Below are 16,441 nucleotides of genomic sequence, written 5' to 3'. Positions count from 1 at the left end.
TCTTCCAGGCGCTGCGCAGAGCGGGGAACGACACGTGCATGCCGTCGGTGAACAGCACGGCGAACAATGCGAGATCGGCGGTAACCGCGACCAGGCCACTGTCCGGCGTGATGTGGATCAGACCCAGGAATCCGTCGCTGACCAGGGCACCACCGACCAGAAACAGCAGCGACGTGGAGAGCACCGAGCGGGCCGCCAGGCCGGACAGCAGCACCGCCACCAGCAGCGCCACCCCGAAGACCGCGATAAGTACCACGACAGAAGCCCCCGATCAGCAAAGAGACCAATCCCCTGCTCGCCGACCAGACTTCCCGGCACACCGCCGGGAACCCTATCCCACTCCCACGCACCCCTCCACCGCTGCCGCTACCCGGAGCACGCACCGGGAGAGGCCCTGCCCGCTGACCGCGGACGAGTGGGACGGTTGGGCAGACACCTCGGGCCCGGTCTCGCCCTTGGCCCCGGTTCACGATGAAGACGCGGAGGACGGCCGATGCCGCCCCTGATACGGCCCGGCGACCGCCTCCCCGGCGTGACCGGTTCAGCCTCCGGGCGTCGGACCCGGGCCCTCGCCCCAGACCAGCTCTCCCGAGTCGTAGAGCGGGAAGTTCTCGGCGCGGGCCGGCTGGTTGGTCAGTCCCTGGTACGACCAGTCGTCGGTGGGGTCCCAGCCGGGGCCCCCGGTGATGCGGAACTGTACCTCGGCTCGGTGCTGGGACTGGCCGCCGGGGAAGATCGCCTTTCCGGTGCAGTCCAACTCCACGTAATAGAGGTCGCCCTCCGCTTGGAAGGGGCCGCGCAGTGGCGAGGGGCACTCGCTGTAGCCGGAGAACAGGGTGAGGTCCGCCGGGTCCACGCCCTCGTCGAGGGTGAACCAGTAGCGGAAGGTGCCCTGGTCCAGCGTCCGTGCGGGGAAGCCGCTGCGGTTGCGGACGGTCGCCTTGACCTCGGTGAATCCCGCGCCGTCGGCGTTCAGGGACGCCTCGACGTACATCTCCGGGCCGTCGGGCTCCTCGGGCTGCGGGAAGTCGGGCAGCGGGGTGCCGCCGTGCCGTTCGACGAGGGCGGCGAGCGCGCCGGAGAGTCCGGCGTTGTAGTCGGTGGCGACCTCGTTGGCGACGTAGTCCTGGCGGTCGTCGGTGTACTCGTCGTCGGGGCCGGAGGGGCCGCCGACCAGGGCGCCGTAGAGCACGTGGCGGTTGGTCTCGGGTGCGGTGAGCTGGTCGGTCCAGGAGCCGTGGGCGGTGCGGTGGTGCGGGTTGCGCGGCGGGTTGGCGCCGAAGCCGACGACGTAGCTGGAGTCACGCGGGTTGTCGCCGAGCATGTAGTCGATCTGGCGCTCGCCGAACGTGCGGTAGCGCGTCGCCCGGTCCGGGTCGGTGGCGGCGAGCCAGTCGGAGTAGACCAGGGCGACGAAGGCCGTGTTGGCGGCGTAGCGCAGCGAGCCCCAGGTGTCGAGGACGGCCTGGCCGCCGGGCGAGTACGGCACGCGCTGGCCGTCCACGCCGGTGGTCCAGTAGTCGAGCCAGCGGTTGGCGTCCTGGACGTACCGGTCGTCGCCGGTCTCCATGGCCAGCAGCGCGTAGGCGCCGTACGCCTTGTTGTCCCACGCCATGGTCCAGCGGTAGCTGCGGGTGTCGGTCTGCGGCTCGGTGCCGAGGCGGTCGTACTCGGTCTCGGCCTTGGCGAGGTAGGAGGCGTCGCCGGTCGCCTTGTAGAGCCAGTACGCGCCCCAGACCAGCTCGTCCTGGTAGCCGGACCAGGAACGGTAGAAGTTGCCGGCGGGTACGCAGTCCGAGTAGACGCCCCGGTGGGTGTCGGCGAAGTCGTACAGTTCCTCGGCGTGCCGGACGAGGGTCGCGGCGTACGACGGGTCGTCGTCGGCGAAGAGCAGCGAGGACGACGCCATGGCGGCGGCGGTCTCGCCGGCGACGTCCGATCCCGGGCAGCCGGGGTGCACGCGGTAGGACGGCCGCTCCATCGGCATGACCTCGGCCGGTCCCCACCACCGGTGGTCGGCCTCGCCGTCGCCGACCTGGGCGTAGAGGACGTCGGGCTCGGGGTGCGCGCGGATGAAGTAGTCGTTGGCCCAGCGCAGGTTGTCCTTGAGGTACGCGAGTTGGCCCGACTGCCGGTAGCCGTCCTCCGCGGCCAGCCCGCCCCAGGCCAGCAGTGTGGTCGTGAACGCCATCGGGAAGCCGAACTTCACGTGGTCGCCGGCGTCGTACCAGCCGCCGGTGAGATCGACACCGACGTCGGAGCCGTCGTCGAGCGCGGAGTCGCCGCGCCAGCCGACGCGGTTGCCGGCCGGGAGGTCGCCGGAGCGCTGCGCCTCGTAGAAGAACATCGACTTCTGCAGTGCCTCGGCGTAGTTGAACCCCGCCTCGGGCGACTCGCCGGCGTCTGCCGAGGGCGGGGCGAGCAGCCCGCCGCCGAACACCACGCCGGCGATCAGCCCGGCGACGAGCCCGGACCGGCCGCGGCTCCATCGGCGGGGGCCTCTGCGGCCGGCGCCGCGGGCGGGACGAGCGGATGCGGAAGTCGGCATGCGGCGGCCCTTCTGATTCCGGTGGTCAGCGGGTTCCCGGCAGGATGTGGGAGCGCTCCCAATCGCCTCTCATGCTCCTCTTGTGCCGTGCCCACGTCAATGATGTGAGCGGCGGACGGGGTGTCCGGCGCCGGTGGTGACCGCCCAAGCGGCTCCGGTCCCCGGCTCGTTGGCGATGGCGTCCATGGTGGCGCGCCGAAGGGGGCACTGCCGGGCTGCGGTCCCACGCCCGTCGGCCGCGACGCGACGAGGTGGATCGCCCCTGGCTGTTGTGTCCGATGCGGGAGTTGAGCGTTCCATACGGTGGGGAGGCACCGCCGTGGATCGTGCCGGACGAGCAGTGGAGGGTCGAGCCGCTGCTGCCGCAGCCCTCCACGGTCCGGCAACTCTGTCTGGTCGCTGCGGCTGTCCTCGCCCTCTCCAGGTCAGGCCGTGATCGGAACTGCCGCTGCCGTGACCGACCTGCGTTTCCGACCTCCGCGAGCAGCCTGTCCACAAATCCGGGCGCGAGGGTATTGTCATGACCGCGGCATGAGTCTATCTTCTCGGCTGGAAGAAACAGACCGAGATCGTCGAATATTCGATCGAAGCGCTTCGACTGTAATTCGACGAGCGCGGGGGTCGCGCACCGTCAGTGGGCCACGAAGCCACCCATGGCTGCCCGCTGCGCAGCGTCAGGTGAATTCGCATCGTTTTTGGCACCTCAAGACCGGAGGAGAGAACGCCATGACTGCGAAAACGATGAAGATCAAAGCCGTACTCGTGGCCATGATATTAGCAGTGGCCGCATCTGTGTACGGCGTCTCGGCTCATGCGGCATCTGCCGGTAAGACGGCCCGGTCGGACGCTTCCCGGATCGTTGCCGACATGGGCGCGGGCTGGAACCTGGGGAACCAACTCGAAGCCAACATCGACGGATATCCCGGCGAAACATCGTGGGGTAATCCCAAGGTATCGCAAGCCCTCATCGACAAGGTGCACGGGGCGGGATTCAAAACGATCCGGATCCCGGTCTCCTATCTGCGCAACATAGGGCCTGGCCCCGACTACACGATCGACTCGTCCTGGCTGAACAGAGTCCAGGAAGTCGTCGACTATGCCTATCGCCGAGGCATGTATGTCGTGATCAACATGCACGGTGACGGCTACAAAACGATCAACGGCTCCTGGCTGATCTGTGACGCAGCTTCTCAGACGGAAATCAAGGACAAGTACCGGAAGGTATGGCAGCAGATCGCGTCGCGGTTCCAGGGCTACGATCAGCACCTGATCCTGGAGTCCATGAACGAAGAGTTCGACGGTCAGTACGGTCAGCCGACTCAACCGTGCTACTCGAACATAAACGACTACAACCAGATCTTCGTGGACACGGTACGGCGGACCGGTGGCAACAACACCTCACGATGGCTGCTCGTCCCCGGCTGGAACACGAACATCGATTACACCGCAGGCGACTACGGCTTCGCCATCCCGACCGACGAGTACCGTTCGCCTTCCATTCCCGGCGACGAGCAGAGGATCATGATCTCCGTGCACTACTATGATCCGTGGGATTTCGCTGGAGAGGAAAACGGAAACATCACGCAGTGGGGCCCGGCCGCGACGGACCCGTCGAAGACGTCCACCTGGGGACAGGAGGACCATCTGGACGCGCAGTTGAAGAAGATGCATGACGGGTTCGTCACGAAGGGATATCCGGTAGTCGTCGGTGAATACGGAGCGATCGACAAGTCGTCGTTCGACTCGGCGAACAACAGCTACCGTGCCGACTTTGTACACACCCTGGCGGCCACGGCAAAGAAGTACGGGGCAGTCAGCGTCTACTGGGACAACGGCGTAAACGGACGGTATGGGTTCGGTCTGTTCGACCGAAATTCCTACACCGTGACCCAGCAGGGCATCCTCAGCGCCATCATGAGCGGCGTCGACGGCGGTTGAGGGCAACCCGGGCTTGCCGTCCAGAGCAGGTCTCCTCTGGTGACGGAGCCCGCGGCGGCGCGCGGATGCGCAATCTTCGGCATCCGCGCCGCCGCTTCCACGGCCACCGCGGGCTCCTCTTTCCCGGCTGACCGTGCGGCGGCCGTACGGTCCCGAACCGCGGACCCGCGCCCGTACGGCAGCCCGCCGCGCCCCTGCCCCGGCGTGCTACCCGAGCGCGAGCATCGCCTCCGCGACCTCGCCGGCCGCCGCGTCGGGGATCGCGGTGGCGGCCGTCTCCAGCACGAGCAGCCGGGCACCGGGGATCTCGCGCGCGATGGCCTCGCCGTTGCCCACGGGGAAAAACGAGTCGCGACGGCCGTGGACGACGAGCGTGGGGATGTCGATCCGGGGCAGCCGCTCGCGCCAGCGGGGTGTGCAGTCGAGCTTCGAGAACACCATGCCCAGGTGGTTCGCCATCTGGACCGGGGGCGCGGTGCCGGGGGTACGGTCCCAGACGCGCCCCCCGTTCACGCGCGCGGCGGCGGGGTCGTCGCCGAGGATCGCCGCGCCGGCAGCGGTGAACTCCGCCACCGCCTCCCGGTCGCTCCAGTCGGGCATCGGCTGCCCGAAGAGCCGGCCCATCGTCGCCCCGTCGTGGTCGGGGAGGTCGTCGTCGGGCGGCCCGGGCGCGACCGCGCGGGTGCCGACCAGGGTGAGCGCCGAGAACGCACGGGGATGGTCGAGCGCGGCCACCTGAGCAACCATCCCGCCGACACCGATCCCCGCCAGATGCGCGGGCCCCCCGCCCAGCACCTCGACGAGGGCCGCCGCGTCCGCGGCGAGGTCGCGCAGGGTGTAGGCGGGCGCATCCGGATCCACGGTCGTCGACTCCCCGCTGTCGCGCAGGTCGTAACGGACCACCCGCCGCCCTCCGGCGGCAAGCCGCTCGCAGAGCGCGTCGGGCCAGGAGAGCATCGTGGTCCCGCCCGCGAGCAGGACGAGAGGCGCGTCGTCGGCACCGAACGATTCGATGCCCAGGTCGACCCCGTTGGCGTGCACAGTGGTCATCGGCTCTCCCCGGTCCGGGGCGGCAGTGGTGTGGCTCGGCCGTCGCGAGGGACGGAGACGTGAGCGTAGAGGAGATTCATACCAGGACAGACCCGATCCACCGCCAGGACTCATCGGTGACCGACGGAGACGGACGCCCCGGGCTGAGCGGACGGACGGCAGGTCGACACCGTACGAAGCTGGAGCAGCACCGCCGCCACTCCAGGGGACGCGCGGCAGTTGTCGCGGGCAGCGGCCCGCCGCTGCGGCTCGGCGCACCCGTGGCCGTGCCGCACCCTCCGGTGCTGCTCTGGGAGGCGGTCCCGCCGCGGGAGCCCGGCGGGCACGCCGCGCCGTACGCGCCGTCCGGCTCGTACGCCGCCGGGCCGGCGCGCCGCTTCGCCGCCGACCGGCTGTGGATGCGGCGGCTGCTGCGCCGGGCCCCGGACGCCGGCCGGCACCGCTGAGGTCCGTACGGTCCCCGTACATCGCGACATGAACGGACAAGGTCGCACAACTTGGCTCAGTCGCATACGAGTTGCCCCGCACGGGCGCACCATGGACATGCGGCCGGTCGGCGCCCCGCCCACCCCCCTCCACCGGTTGCGTGCGAACGCACGCCGATGGCCCGATCGCTAGGTGGAGGCGTGAAGAACTCCCATCCCGTACCGGACTACGTGGGCCGGATCCTCTCTTCCTCCGGCGTGCCCCAGGGCACCTGCTTCCAACTGGCGCCGGGATACCTGGTGACCGCCTGGCACGTCGTCCAGGGCACGCTGGCGCTCGGCGACGACGGGGTGCTGACGGTCGACCGCTTACGCGACCCCGGTGCCGACCGGACCACGGCACGGGTCCTGGCCGAGGACCGGAAGACGGATCTGGCGCTGCTCGCGGCGGACGCCGCCTTCCCCGGGAGCGCGCGGCTGCTGCGCGCCTCCCGGTCCGTCGCGCACGCCGAACCCGTGACGGTGGTGGGCCACGCCCTGATGTACGAGACGGCCGGCACGCCGCCGGTCGTGTGGGTGGAGGCGCTCGGCGAGTGGCAGGGTGAGGTGCGCCGCACCGACGACGTCACCCTCGGACGCCTCCACTCGCGGGACGTGCTGCCCGGCATGAGCGGCGCGCCGGTACGGCAGCGGAGCGACGACAGCGTGGTCGGTGTCGTCTCCGCCCGCTACAACACCGCCGACGGCTGGCTCGCCAACAGCGTGTGGGCGGGCCGCGCCGACGACGTGCGCGCCCTCTGCGCGGGCCGTGTCGAGCTCGACGGGAGCCGGTGGGCCGGCTTCCCCGCCGCTGCCGCCGCGGCCGGCGGCGGTGCCGCGGCGGCGGTGGCCGAGGACATGCTGCGCAAGCGCCGCGAAGGACCGGACATCGAGGTGCGTACGGAGGCTGCCCCCGCGCCCGGCCGCGAGCCCGGCGAGCCGGCGGCGTCCGCCGCGCCCGCCGCGCCCGCCGGAACCGGGACGGGGACGGGCGCCGCGGACGTGCCGGTGCCGGAGCCCCTGACCGGGCCCGCGCCCCTGCCGGGCGGATCCGGCGAGTCCGTGCCGGACGCCGTCGCCGAGGAGGTGTCGCAGGGCGCGCTGGAGCGTGTCACCCGCTGGATCCTGGACAACCTGTAGGCCGCCGCTCACCCGGGCCCGAGCGGCGCGGGAACCGGCGGCCCGTCACCGGAAGGCACCCGAGGTGGACAAGAGCCCGCACGCCAGCGACTACGGCCGCTGGCTGATGAACGTCTCCCGACTCAACGGCGTCCCCCTGCCCCTGCCCGCCGTCCTCGACGACGGCACGCCGGACTCGATCAGGATCGAGCCCGGCGACGCCTACATACACCGCGAGACCGGGGTGATCCTGGCGTTCGTCCTCACCGACGACCAGGGCGCCCGCCACATGTTCGCGCTGGACCACGCCGACCGGAGCTTCGAGCCGCTACGGGACGCGATCCACGCCTTCCTCGACTCGCGGTTCCTGCGGAACCTCCGGAACGCCACCCCTCTCGGCAGGCTGGTCAACATCGCCGGAGCCGCCGTGCGGCACTACTGGCGGTGGGAGAAGGAACCGGCCGGGACCGGCTACTACCTCTACCCGCAGGGAAAGCTCCTGTTCCGCGGCACCTACAAGCTGGAAGAGGGGTGAACAGGCCCGTGCACCCCCAGCAGGAAGCGCTGCCCACCGTCATCGACGGCCGGGACGTCTACATCGCCGTCCACCGGCTCCCCGGCTCCGAACCCACCTCGTCGAACCTGCGCAGGGTCGCGGGACGGAAGGCGACCGAGGCGCTGGACCATGTCCAGAACACGATCCACGTCGTCGCCGAGCGGTTCAGCCGCACCGTCGGCGAACTGGCGGCGCAGACCACCGCGCCCGAGTCGGTCTCGATCGAGTTCGGCATCACGATCGCCAGCGAGGGCAACGTCGTCCTCTTCAGCGGGTCGGCCGAGGCGTCGGTCGCGGTCACCCTCACGTATCCGGTCCCGAACGGGCGCTGACGCGGCGGACAGTGCGTCAGGGGCCTCGCTCACGGCGACGGGTGCGCGGCGGCCCCAGAGCCGTCACCGGGCGGGCCCGAGGGCTACGGCCAGGGCGTCCTCCAGGGTCCGGGTGACGGGGACACCCTCCGCGCGGAGGGCGGTGCCGGAGTGCAGCCCGCTGGCGTAGAGCACGCAGCGGGTGCCGACGGCCGCCGCCGCGCGGGCGTCGTCGACGCTGTCGCCGACGAGCAGGACGGCGCCGGGCGGACGGTCCAGGGCGCGCAGGTGGGCCGCGAGGTGGTCGCGCTTGTGGCCCGCGTCCGCGCCCCGCTGGCCGTCGACGCGCACCAGGTGCGGGCCCAGCACGAAGCGCTCGATCAACTCCGCGAGCACGTCGTGCGGATGCATGGACAGGACGGACTGCGTCAGCCCCGCCCGCGCCGCCGTGCGCAGTGCGGCGAGGGCGTCGGGGGCGAGGCCGATGCCGGGCCTGCGGCGCAGGTAGGCGTCGTGGAAGGCGGCGTGCAGCGCGGCGCGGAGCGGCGCCGGGACGGTGCGGCCCAGCAGCCGGTCGTAGAAGGCGTCGATGGGCTGGGTGTGCAGCGCCCGGTAGCGCTCGGGCGTGACGGGCGGCAGCCCCTGGCGCGCGAACGCCTCGATGGTGGAGGCGATCAGGGCGTCCGCGTCGTCGAAGAGCGTGCCGTTCCAGTCCCACACGACGTGGGTGATCCCGCCGGGCGTCATGTGCCGGTCCGCCAGGAGGCGAGGTAGTCCCGCTGGTGCGGGCCGAGTTCGTCCAGCGTGATCCCGTACGCGTCGAGCTGGCGGTAGTACGTGTCCCGGTCGCAGCCGTGCACCGCGAAGACCTCGGCGCCGAGGTCGCGCTGGATGGCCGCGGCCACGTCGTCCTTCGTCGACAGCGGATTGGAGGCGCACAGCGCCACCTGCGCGCCCCCGGCGACCAGTGCGCGGCACAGGTTGGCGGTCTCGGTGGTCACGTGGAGACAGGCGGCGATCCGCGCACCGGTCAGCGGCTTCTCCTCCGCCCACCGCGCGGTCAGCGCGCGCAGCACCGGCATCCGGCTGTAGGCGAAGTCGATCTTCCGGGCGCCCTCCTCGGCGAGCGCGGGGTCGCGCAGCAGCGGCATGGGGCTCCTTCCCTGGACGTACGGGCGGGGGGTGAACGGCACCGAGTCCACCCGCTCCCACCGCCCCCGGCCAGGGCGAAAACCCGGCACTTGCCCGTCATCCGGCACCCGTACGGCGGTCCGCGGGCGCCCACCGGGCCGGTCGCCTGTCTCTGGTTACGCTTCGGTGCATGCCTCCTTCCTCCGCCCTGGCGCGCCGGCGCCGCAGCCGCGGCCACACGCAGGAGTCGCTCGCGCAGCGCCTCGGGGTGGACGTCTCCAGCGTCGCCCGCTGGGAGCGCGGGATCTCCACGCCCTCGCCCGGGGTCCGCCGGGCACTCGCGGGCGAACTCGCCGTCACCCTCGACGACCTGGCCGCCCTGCTCGGTCCGGCGTCCGCCGCCGGGCCCGCCGCCGGGCCCGCCGCCGGGCACGGCGTTGCCGGGGAGCTCCCGGTGCTGATCAAGGACATCTGGGACGCGGCGGAGCGCGACGACCTCGCCGTACGGCTCGGCGCGGGCGCGCCCCCGGCGGGCGCGGCGCCGGAGCCCGGGGGAGGGGAGGGCGGGCACGGCCACGCCGTACGGGTCGTACACCAGTGGCTGATCACCCCGCCGCCGCCCGCCCGCGCCCACCGCGCGCACGGACGGCCCCGCCGCCTCGGCGCGACGGATCTGGACGGCGTACGCGGACGGCTGCGCTATCTGCACCGGACCGACGACACGGTCGCGGGCGGCGACCTGTACCCGGCCGTCCGCGACGAACTCGCCCGTACGGCCGCCCTGTTGCGTACCACGTCGTACAGCGCGGCGGTCGGCCGCGGCCTGCTGCGGCTCCTCGCCGAGCTGTGCGGGCTCGCGGGCTGGTCGGCCGCGGACGCGGGGGACGAGGGGGCGGGCGTGCGCCATCACACCCACGGCATCAAGGCCGCACACGCGGCGGACGCGCCCGTGCTGGCCGCGCAGTTGGTCTCCAGCCTCGGCTACCACCTGGCCGAGCACGGCCACGGCCGGGACGCCGTCACGGTCAGCCGCTCCGCACTCGCCCGCCTGGACGCCGTGGGCCACGGCGCTCCGGAGGCGGCGGAAGCGACGCCGGCCGTCCGCGCGCTTCTCCACGCCCGCACCGCCTGGGCCCACGCCGCGGCGGGCGAGCCCGACCACGCGGACGAGGCGCTCCGCCGCGCCGAGGACGCCTACGGCGCACGCCGCGCGGGCACCGACCAGGACCCGGCGTGGGCATACTGGCTCACCCCGGACGAGATGCAGATCATCGCCGGCCGCCTCGACATCGCCCTGGGCCGGCCGCGGCGCGGCGGCGACCGCATCGGGGCCGCCCTCGCCGGCTGCGATCCGCGGCGCGTACGCGAGACCGTGCTCTACACCGCATGGCTCGCCCACAGCCACCTGCGCCGGCACGAACACGGCGCGGCGACGGAACTGGCCCGCCACGCACGCCGCCTCAACGGCACGATCCGCTCGGTCTACGCCGACCGGGCCCTCGACCACCTCACCCTCCGGCTCACCGCCCGCCGGCCCTCCGTGGCCGCCGCCCCCTTCTGAGGTCAGCGGCGGCCGTCAGGTGCCGGTGAGGGTGCGGCGCATCGCCGGGCGGTCCTTCTTGCGGCGGGCTGCTTCCGTGAAGCCGGCTGCCCCAGGCCGACGCGATGCCGGTCATCGCGTTGTCCGCGCTCGCGGTCCGGCCCGGCGCGGGGGCGACGGGGAAGGCTTCGACCGTGTTCCGGCCGTGTTCTGCGGCGAAGTCGCAGGCGGCGCTGATCATCTTCGTCTGGAGCCCGCGGCGGCGGTGGCCACGGATGACGAAGAGGCAGGTGATCACCCAGACCGGCGTGTCATCGAGGGCCCTGGTGACCGGTGAACGCTGCAGGCGCGGGTACTCCGCGCGGTCGCCGATGCCGACCCACCCCACCGCCGCGGGGGCGCGGACGTCGCGGTACGTGACGGAGCTGTGCTCCCCGCCGCCGAGACCGGCGACGAGCCGCGCGCCGGAGCAGGCGTCGCACCCTGCCTCGCGGGCCCCGCCCTGGAGCCGGTTGTCCCGTGCCTCGGCCTCCAGCGGCAGCCCGGTGCGGGTGGCCGCCGGACGGCCGTGGGCCACCTGGATCTCGTCGACGCGCAGCCGGCCGAAGAACTCCGGGGCCTGCGGGCCGCCCCAGAGGCTGCGTACCTCCAGCTTGAGGTACCGGGTCCGCTGGTCGCCGATGTCGACGACCTGCACCCCGCGGGCGCTGGGCATCGCCCCGGCGCGTACTCTCCTGTCAGGGGGTCGCGGAGGAACGTAAAGGCACGTTCATCGGATGTCAATGGGCCGCGTCGTCCTCAAGTACGGGACAAACAGCGGAACTTGGGACGGATTAATCGGAGGTCTGGCTCACCTCACCTCCCGGTGCGACGCGGGGGCGGGGGGCGACCGGGGTGCCGCCGGGGTCCACCGGGTGCGGCGCGGCGGCGGGGCGTTCCTCCTCACCTACGCCGAGCGGACGGGCTTCCGCGTCGACCCGGGCGCGCAGCAGGCCGGTGCAGGGGGAATCGGGAGAGAGATCGTCCAGCAGGGCATTCGCGCGGTGGCGCAGATCGGCCAGGAGCCGGTTGCACGGGCGCAGCACGTCCGGGGACCGGAGGAGTTCCGTCAGCTCGCGGTGGTCGGGTTCCGAGGCGGCGGCCCGGCTGAACAGCAGCCGGGCCCGCTCCCTCACCGCCCGGTCCGGCCGGTGGAGCAACTGCGCGAGGCGGTACGTGGCGGTCCCGTTCCGCAGGTCCGCGCCGGTGCCGTCGCGCAGGTCGTCGTGGTCACCCGCGCGGAGCAGCAGCCGCCACCCGGGCTGGTCTGCTGTCTGGGGGGCGAGCCAACGGCGACTACCGCCTCCAGCTCGACCACACCGCGGGCGGTGACTCGTCGCTGTCGGTGAGCGTCAACGGTGCGGCGCCGGTCGGCGTGTCCGTCGCTGGCAGCAACGCGGAGGTGCCGGAGAGCACGGCGGTCTCCGTGCCGCTGAAGGCCGGGGCGAACACGGTGAAGGTCTTCAGCACCGACCGCAGGGGCCCGGGCCTGGACCGGATCTCGGTCGGCCCGCTGCCCCCGGCCTCGTACCGGCCGAGGACGACGCTCACCGTCCGCCCGCACGGCCTGCAGTGGGCGGGACCGGGCCGGCGCACGGCCGACGTCACGGAGCGGCTCCGGCTGGACCACGACGAGCAGCTCACCGGCGTCCGCCTCGCGCCGCGGCTGCCGGCCGGCTGGACGGCGGAGGGCGGGCCGGTCACGGCCTCGTCGCTGCGGCTGGGCGAGACGCTGGAGGCGAGCTGGACGGTCACGTCGCCGCCCGGGCAGGACATCGGCTCGGCGGACATCCCGGTGGCGGGCGGACTTCGACGTGCTCGGGCGCGGCATGAGCGTGTCGGACGAGGTGTCGCTGCGGACGCTGCCCGCGGACCGGGAGTGGATGCGGGAGGCGGAGGACTCGGCGAACGACCTCGGCACGACCGGGGATCACCGGGTGCGGTCCCTGCTCGGGCGACGAGAAGGTCCGCAGCATCGGCGGCGGCCCGGGGGCGTCGGTGGTCTTCCCGGACGTGCGGGTGGACGAGGGCGGTGAGCGGACGCTGTACATCGACTACACGGTGAACGGCACGCGCACGTTCCAGGTGAGCGTCAACGGCGGCCCCCCGGCGGAGGCGACGGTGACGGACATCGGCAACAACACCCCCCGCACGAGGTCACTCCCGATCACCCTCCAACCGGGCACCAACACGATCACCGTCGGCAACGCCGCGGGCTCCGCCCCGGACCTCGACCGCCTCTCCCTGGGCCCTCGGGGAGGCACGCCGTAGGCCCCTGGGCCGGGAGCGCCACGACGCGTGGCCGCGTGGGGGTACGGACTCCGGTCCGTAACCCCACGCAGGCGGGTTCAGCTGCGACTTCGCGACGCGTGTCGAGGCCCGCCGGGTGGGGTGGGGGCACCCGGATGGGTGTCTCGGGAGGCTGGGGTGGGGGCGGGCGCGCAGCATGGGGGTATGGATGCCGAGCGGATGTCCGGGATCGATCCCGCCTCCACCCCCAGCGGGGAAGGGTGTGCCGGGTGTGTGGCCGGGGAGGGACCCGGGTGGTGGTTTCACCTGCGGCGGTGTGCCGCCTGTGGGCGTATCGGGTGCTGTGACTCCTCGCCCTCGCAGCACGCCAGCCGGCATGCGCGGGAGAGCGGGCATCCGGTGCTGACCAGTTTCGAACCCGGCGAGGACTGGTTCTGGAACGCCGACACGGGGCAGTTCGTCGACGGCCCGGCGATGAGCCCGCCGCACGCGCACCCCGACGGGCAGCCGGTGCCGGGGCCCGCGGGGAAGGTCCCGCAGGACTGGCAGCAGCACCTCCACTGACGCGTCCTGGAGCTGTCGATGACGAATGTGCTTCCCACCGCCGACCCGTGGCCGGCACTGCGCGTCGCGGACTGGGCGGACACCCGCGAGACCCTGCACATGTGGACCCAGATCGTCGGGAAGGTCCGGCTGGCGCTGGCGCCGATGGTCAACCACTGGTGGCAGGTCGCGTTCTACGTCTCCGCCCGCGGGCTGACGACGTCCGCGATCCCCGGCCGCCGCACGTTCGACATGGAGTTCGACTTCATCGACCACCAGTTGCGGCTGCGCACCACGGCCGGCGCCGTGGAGACCGTCGCGCTGGAGGCGAAGCCGGTCGCCGACTTCTACCGGGAGACGATGGCCGCCCTGGAGCGGGCCGGGGTCGACGTCTCCATCCTCGCCCGCCCCGTCGAGGTGGAGGTGGCGATCCCGTTCGCCGAGGACCGCACCCACGCCGCGTACGACCCCGCCCACGCGCACGCCTTCTGGGGGCAGTTGGTGCAGGCGTCGCGGGTGCTGAACGAGTTCCGCTCAGGCTTCATCGGCAAGGTCAGCCCCGTGCACTTCTTCTGGGGCGGCATGGACATGGCCGTCACCCGGTTCTCCGGACGCACCGCGCCCGTCCACGCGGGCACCACCCCCAACTGCCCGGACTGGGTGATGACCGAGGGCTACTCGCACGAGCTGAGCAGCGCCGGCTTCTGGCCCGGCGGCGACGGCGAGGGCATATTCTACGCGTACGCCTACCCGGAGCCGCCGGGCTTCAGCGACCATCCGGTCCCGGCCGGGGCCTACTCGCCGGAGTGGAAGCAGTTCCTCCTGCCGTACGAGACCGTACGCACCGCCGCCGACCCCGACGCCCTGCTGCTGGGCTTCCTGCAGTCCACGTACGAGGCGGCCGCCCTCCACGGCGACTGGGACCGCGCCGCCCTGGAGGACGACCCTGCCCGCCGGGCGGGACCCCGCTGACAGGAGGAGAGCCGTGACCGACCGGAAGCCGGCCATCGACCTGGAGAACCTGCCCGCTCCCGAGACCGGGATGGCCGTGACGCTCTTCCTCACCGTCCGGCGCGTCGCCCGCTCCCGGGCCTTCTACAGCGAGGTCCTGGGCGGGCAGGTGGTCCTGGAGGAGAACCCCTGCATCGTCAAGCTCGCCAACTCCTGGGTGATCATGAACCCGGGCGGCGGTCCGACCCCCGACAAGCCGGACATCACCGTGGTGGACTACGAGCCCGGCGACACCGTCTCCAGCTTCATGAACCTCCGCGTCGCCGACATCGACGCGGTCTACCGGGACTGGAGCGCCAAGGGCGCCACCTTCCTCACCCCGCCCCTCGACCGCGGGCCGGAGAAGCGCTGCTACCTGCGCGACCCCGACGGCTATCTGATCGAGGTGGGCCAGGCCACCGGCATGCTCGAAGGCGTCTTCGCGAAGAAGCGCCCCGAGGACTTGCCCGGCTGAACGACCCCGCCGCGGGATCCGGGCCGACCCGCCGGTGCGGCACGCCGCTGCCGCCGATCGGGTGAACGCCGTGTCCGCCGTCGGAGTGGCGGGAGCACCGGTGACCCGTCCGGCCCAAACATGGGGCCATGACTGTGCGTACCGCTGACGGAGCGGCATCGGTGGACCGGGCGATGGCCGCGATGTCCGAGGCCGGCGTCCGGCTCATCGCCTTGAGCTGGGTCGACAACGCGGGCATCGGCCGGGTCAAGACCGTGCCGCTCGCCCGGCTTCCCCGGCTCGCGGTCCACGGCGTGGGGATGTCCCCGGTGTTCGACACCTTCCTCGTGGACGACTCGATGGCCCGCACCGACGGCTACGGCGGCCCCGTGGGCGATCTGCTCCTCCTGCCGGACCTGCACCGGCTCACCCGGCTCGCCGCGCAGCCCGGCTGGGCGTGGGCGCCCGCGGACCGGTACAGCCAGGACGGCGAGCCGTACCCGGGGTGCCACCGGTCTTTCGTCAACCGCGTGGTGCGCGCCGCGGCCGGCCAGGGGCTGAGCCTGCGGATGGGGTTCGAGACCGAGTGGAGCGTCGGCCCCGGCGCCCTCGGCGAGGGGCCGGCGTACGGGCTGTCCCGGCTGGCGGACTCCGGCGCGTACCTCCTCGACATCGTCGACGCGCTCACCGCGCAGGGCGTGGAGGTGCTGCAGATCCACCCGGAGTACGAGCCGGGGCAGTTCGAGATCTCCACCGTCCCGGAAGCCCCGCTGGACGCCGCCGACACCGCCGTCCTCGTCCGGCACACGGTACGGGCCGTCTCCCACGCCCACGGGCTGCGGCCCTCCTTCGCACCCCTCCCCGGGCACTCCGGCATCGGCAACGGCGGGCACGTGCACCTGAGCCTCTGGCGCGGCGAGAAGAACCTGATGCACGGCGGTACGGGCCCGCGCGGCATGACGCCGGACGGCGAGGCGTTCCTCGCCGGGCTGCTGCGGTCGCTGCCCGCCCTGACCGGCGTCGGCTGCCCGTCCCCGGCCAGCTATCTGCGGCTGGCACCGTCGTCGTGGGCGGGCGCCTATCGCTGCTGGGGCTGGGAGAACCGGGAGGCGGCGCTGCGCTTCATCACCGGGCCCGCGGGCGAGGCGGCCCAGCGCGCGAACGCCGAGCTCAAGTGCTTCGACCAGGCGGCCAATCCGTACCTGGTGGTGGGCTCGGTCATCGCCGCGGGGCTCGCCGGCCGCGAGGACGCGCTGCGCCTGCCCGCGGAGTTCACCGACGACCCGGCCCACGCGGACCCCGGTGAACTCGCACGGAGCGGCATCGAGCGGCTGCCGACCGGTCTGGCGGAGGCGGTACGGCACCTCAGGGGCTCGGTCGTGCTGCGCAAGGCGATGGGGGACCACCTCTTCGACGCGCTGCTCGCGGTACGCGAGGCGGAGGAGAGTCTCTTCGCCGACCGCTCCCGGGCCGAGACCGTCGACGCCACCCGCCGCCGGTACTGACCG

The 16,441-nt window shown here is 72.7% G+C and carries 18 protein-coding genes and 1 pseudogene; 12 read left to right on the top strand and 7 right to left on the bottom strand.

Going from position 1 to position 16,441, the window contains the following annotated elements; translation table 11 throughout:
- Both FB457_RS10065 and FB457_RS10060 read right to left on the bottom strand, forming a co-directional pair.
- Nucleotides 1–256: pseudogene (locus tag FB457_RS10065) on the bottom strand (cation:proton antiporter); the annotation flags it as partial.
- Nucleotides 257–541: 285 nt separating this feature from the next.
- On the bottom strand, nt 542–2,548 hold the full coding sequence (locus FB457_RS10060) for a glycoside hydrolase family 9 protein (protein ID WP_047020443.1): 2,007 nt from the start codon (nt 2,546–2,548) through the stop codon (nt 542–544).
- 726 nt (nt 2,549–3,274) lie between these two features.
- Here FB457_RS10060 and FB457_RS10055 point away from each other — a divergent pair.
- Nucleotides 3,275–4,486: a glycoside hydrolase family 5 protein gene (locus FB457_RS10055; protein WP_486588973.1), complete on the top strand. Its 1,212-nt coding sequence runs from the start codon at nt 3,275–3,277 to the stop codon at nt 4,484–4,486.
- A 207-nt stretch (nt 4,487–4,693) separates the two neighbouring features.
- Here the strand turns inward: FB457_RS10055 and FB457_RS10050 are convergent, their stop codons facing one another.
- Nucleotides 4,694–5,536: an alpha/beta fold hydrolase gene (locus tag FB457_RS10050; RefSeq protein ID WP_047018529.1), complete on the bottom strand. Its 843-nt coding sequence runs from the start codon at nt 5,534–5,536 to the stop codon at nt 4,694–4,696.
- A gap of 116 nt (nt 5,537–5,652) precedes the next feature.
- Between FB457_RS10050 and FB457_RS10045 the strand changes: the two genes are divergently transcribed.
- The 4 genes from FB457_RS10045 (at nt 5,653) to FB457_RS10030 (ending at nt 8,007) form a co-directional block, all read left to right on the top strand.
- The gene (locus tag FB457_RS10045; protein WP_186461954.1) at nt 5,653–5,982 is read left to right on the top strand and encodes a hypothetical protein; all 330 of its coding nucleotides are present in this window, start codon (nt 5,653–5,655) and stop codon (nt 5,980–5,982) included.
- A 180-nt stretch (nt 5,983–6,162) separates the two neighbouring features.
- A complete protein-coding gene (locus tag FB457_RS10040; RefSeq protein WP_186461953.1) occupies nt 6,163–7,140 on the top strand; it encodes a trypsin-like peptidase domain-containing protein in 978 nt (325 codons plus the stop codon).
- A gap of 64 nt (nt 7,141–7,204) precedes the next feature.
- The gene (locus FB457_RS10035) at nt 7,205–7,654 is read left to right on the top strand and encodes a hypothetical protein (protein ID WP_047018532.1); all 450 of its coding nucleotides are present in this window, start codon (nt 7,205–7,207) and stop codon (nt 7,652–7,654) included.
- A complete protein-coding gene (locus FB457_RS10030) occupies nt 7,651–8,007 on the top strand; it encodes a CU044_2847 family protein (RefSeq protein ID WP_145781554.1) in 357 nt (118 codons plus the stop codon). The genes FB457_RS10035 and FB457_RS10030 overlap by 4 nt, the downstream gene beginning before the upstream one ends.
- A gap of 63 nt (nt 8,008–8,070) precedes the next feature.
- Here FB457_RS10030 and FB457_RS10025 read toward each other — a convergent pair whose 3' ends face one another.
- Both FB457_RS10025 and FB457_RS10020 read right to left on the bottom strand, forming a co-directional pair.
- Complete coding sequence (locus tag FB457_RS10025; protein ID WP_145781552.1) at nt 8,071–8,733, bottom strand: haloacid dehalogenase-like hydrolase; 663 nt, start codon at nt 8,731–8,733, stop codon at nt 8,071–8,073.
- Entirely contained in the window at nt 8,730–9,137 is a 408-nt protein-coding gene (locus FB457_RS10020) for an adenosylhomocysteinase (RefSeq protein ID WP_047018535.1), read from the bottom strand. Before FB457_RS10020 ends, FB457_RS10025 begins: the two co-directional genes overlap by 4 nt.
- A gap of 170 nt (nt 9,138–9,307) precedes the next feature.
- Between FB457_RS10020 and FB457_RS10015 the strand changes: the two genes are divergently transcribed.
- Nucleotides 9,308–10,678, top strand: a complete 1,371-nt coding sequence (locus FB457_RS10015; RefSeq protein ID WP_145781550.1) for a helix-turn-helix domain-containing protein — start codon at nt 9,308–9,310, stop codon at nt 10,676–10,678.
- Here the strand turns inward: FB457_RS10015 and FB457_RS35170 are convergent.
- A complete protein-coding gene (locus tag FB457_RS35170) occupies nt 10,638–11,372 on the bottom strand; it encodes a GNAT family N-acetyltransferase (protein WP_186461952.1) in 735 nt (244 codons plus the stop codon). The two genes, FB457_RS10015 and FB457_RS35170, sit on opposite strands and share 41 nt — an antisense overlap.
- Before the next feature lie 118 nt (nt 11,373–11,490).
- Nucleotides 11,491–11,832: a hypothetical protein gene (locus tag FB457_RS36035; protein ID WP_253911455.1), complete on the bottom strand. Its 342-nt coding sequence runs from the start codon at nt 11,830–11,832 to the stop codon at nt 11,491–11,493.
- Between the two features lie 209 nt (nt 11,833–12,041).
- Here FB457_RS36035 and FB457_RS10000 point away from each other — a divergent pair, with 209 nt between their 5' ends.
- The 6 genes from FB457_RS10000 (at nt 12,042) to FB457_RS09980 (ending at nt 16,438) form a co-directional block, all read left to right on the top strand.
- A complete protein-coding gene (locus tag FB457_RS10000; RefSeq protein WP_486588972.1) occupies nt 12,042–12,761 on the top strand; it encodes an NEW3 domain-containing protein in 720 nt (239 codons plus the stop codon).
- Complete coding sequence (locus FB457_RS36030; protein ID WP_486588981.1) at nt 12,695–12,967, top strand: carbohydrate-binding protein; 273 nt, start codon at nt 12,695–12,697, stop codon at nt 12,965–12,967. The genes FB457_RS10000 and FB457_RS36030 overlap by 67 nt, the downstream gene beginning before the upstream one ends.
- Before the next feature lie 183 nt (nt 12,968–13,150).
- Nucleotides 13,151–13,510 carry a UBP-type zinc finger domain-containing protein gene (locus FB457_RS09995; protein WP_047020448.1) on the top strand — a complete coding sequence of 120 codons (360 nt, stop codon included), beginning with the start codon at nt 13,151–13,153 and terminating at the stop codon, nt 13,508–13,510.
- A gap of 18 nt (nt 13,511–13,528) precedes the next feature.
- Nucleotides 13,529–14,461, top strand: a complete 933-nt coding sequence (locus tag FB457_RS09990; protein ID WP_145781548.1) for a DUF5996 family protein — start codon at nt 13,529–13,531, stop codon at nt 14,459–14,461.
- 70 nt (nt 14,462–14,531) lie between these two features.
- Nucleotides 14,532–14,954 (top strand): VOC family protein, encoded by a 423-nt coding sequence (locus tag FB457_RS09985; RefSeq protein WP_173534947.1) that lies wholly within the window; start codon nt 14,532–14,534, stop codon nt 14,952–14,954.
- Between the two features lie 128 nt (nt 14,955–15,082).
- Nucleotides 15,083–16,438, top strand: coding sequence for a type I glutamate--ammonia ligase (locus FB457_RS09980; protein WP_047018539.1), 1,356 nt, complete (start codon nt 15,083–15,085; stop codon nt 16,436–16,438).
- Nucleotides 16,439–16,441 lie beyond the last annotated feature (3 nt).

The sequence above is a fragment of the Streptomyces sp. CNZ287 genome (assembly GCF_007827615.1).
Note: the sequence above shows the minus strand (reverse complement) of the source record. Positions and strands in the feature narration are given on the sequence as shown.

Coding starts and splice junctions, on each gene's coding strand:
- FB457_RS10025 (WP_145781552.1), bottom strand. CDS start 8,733: ATGACGCCCGGCGGGATCACCCACGTCGTGTGGGACTGGAACGGCACG.
- FB457_RS09985 (WP_173534947.1), top strand. CDS start 14,532: ATGGCCGTGACGCTCTTCCTCACCGTCCGGCGCGTCGCCCGCTCCCGG.
- FB457_RS10060 (WP_047020443.1), bottom strand. CDS start 2,548: ATGCCGACTTCCGCATCCGCTCGTCCCGCCCGCGGCGCCGGCCGCAGA.
- FB457_RS10055 (WP_486588973.1), top strand. CDS start 3,275: ATGACTGCGAAAACGATGAAGATCAAAGCCGTACTCGTGGCCATGATA.
- FB457_RS09980 (WP_047018539.1), top strand. CDS start 15,083: ATGACTGTGCGTACCGCTGACGGAGCGGCATCGGTGGACCGGGCGATG.
- FB457_RS09995 (WP_047020448.1), top strand. CDS start 13,151: ATGGATGCCGAGCGGATGTCCGGGATCGATCCCGCCTCCACCCCCAGC.
- FB457_RS10020 (WP_047018535.1), bottom strand. CDS start 9,137: ATGCCGCTGCTGCGCGACCCCGCGCTCGCCGAGGAGGGCGCCCGGAAG.
- FB457_RS09990 (WP_145781548.1), top strand. CDS start 13,529: ATGACGAATGTGCTTCCCACCGCCGACCCGTGGCCGGCACTGCGCGTC.
- FB457_RS10050 (WP_047018529.1), bottom strand. CDS start 5,536: ATGACCACTGTGCACGCCAACGGGGTCGACCTGGGCATCGAATCGTTC.
- FB457_RS10015 (WP_145781550.1), top strand. CDS start 9,308: ATGCCTCCTTCCTCCGCCCTGGCGCGCCGGCGCCGCAGCCGCGGCCAC.
- FB457_RS35170 (WP_186461952.1), bottom strand. CDS start 11,372: ATGCCCAGCGCCCGCGGGGTGCAGGTCGTCGACATCGGCGACCAGCGG.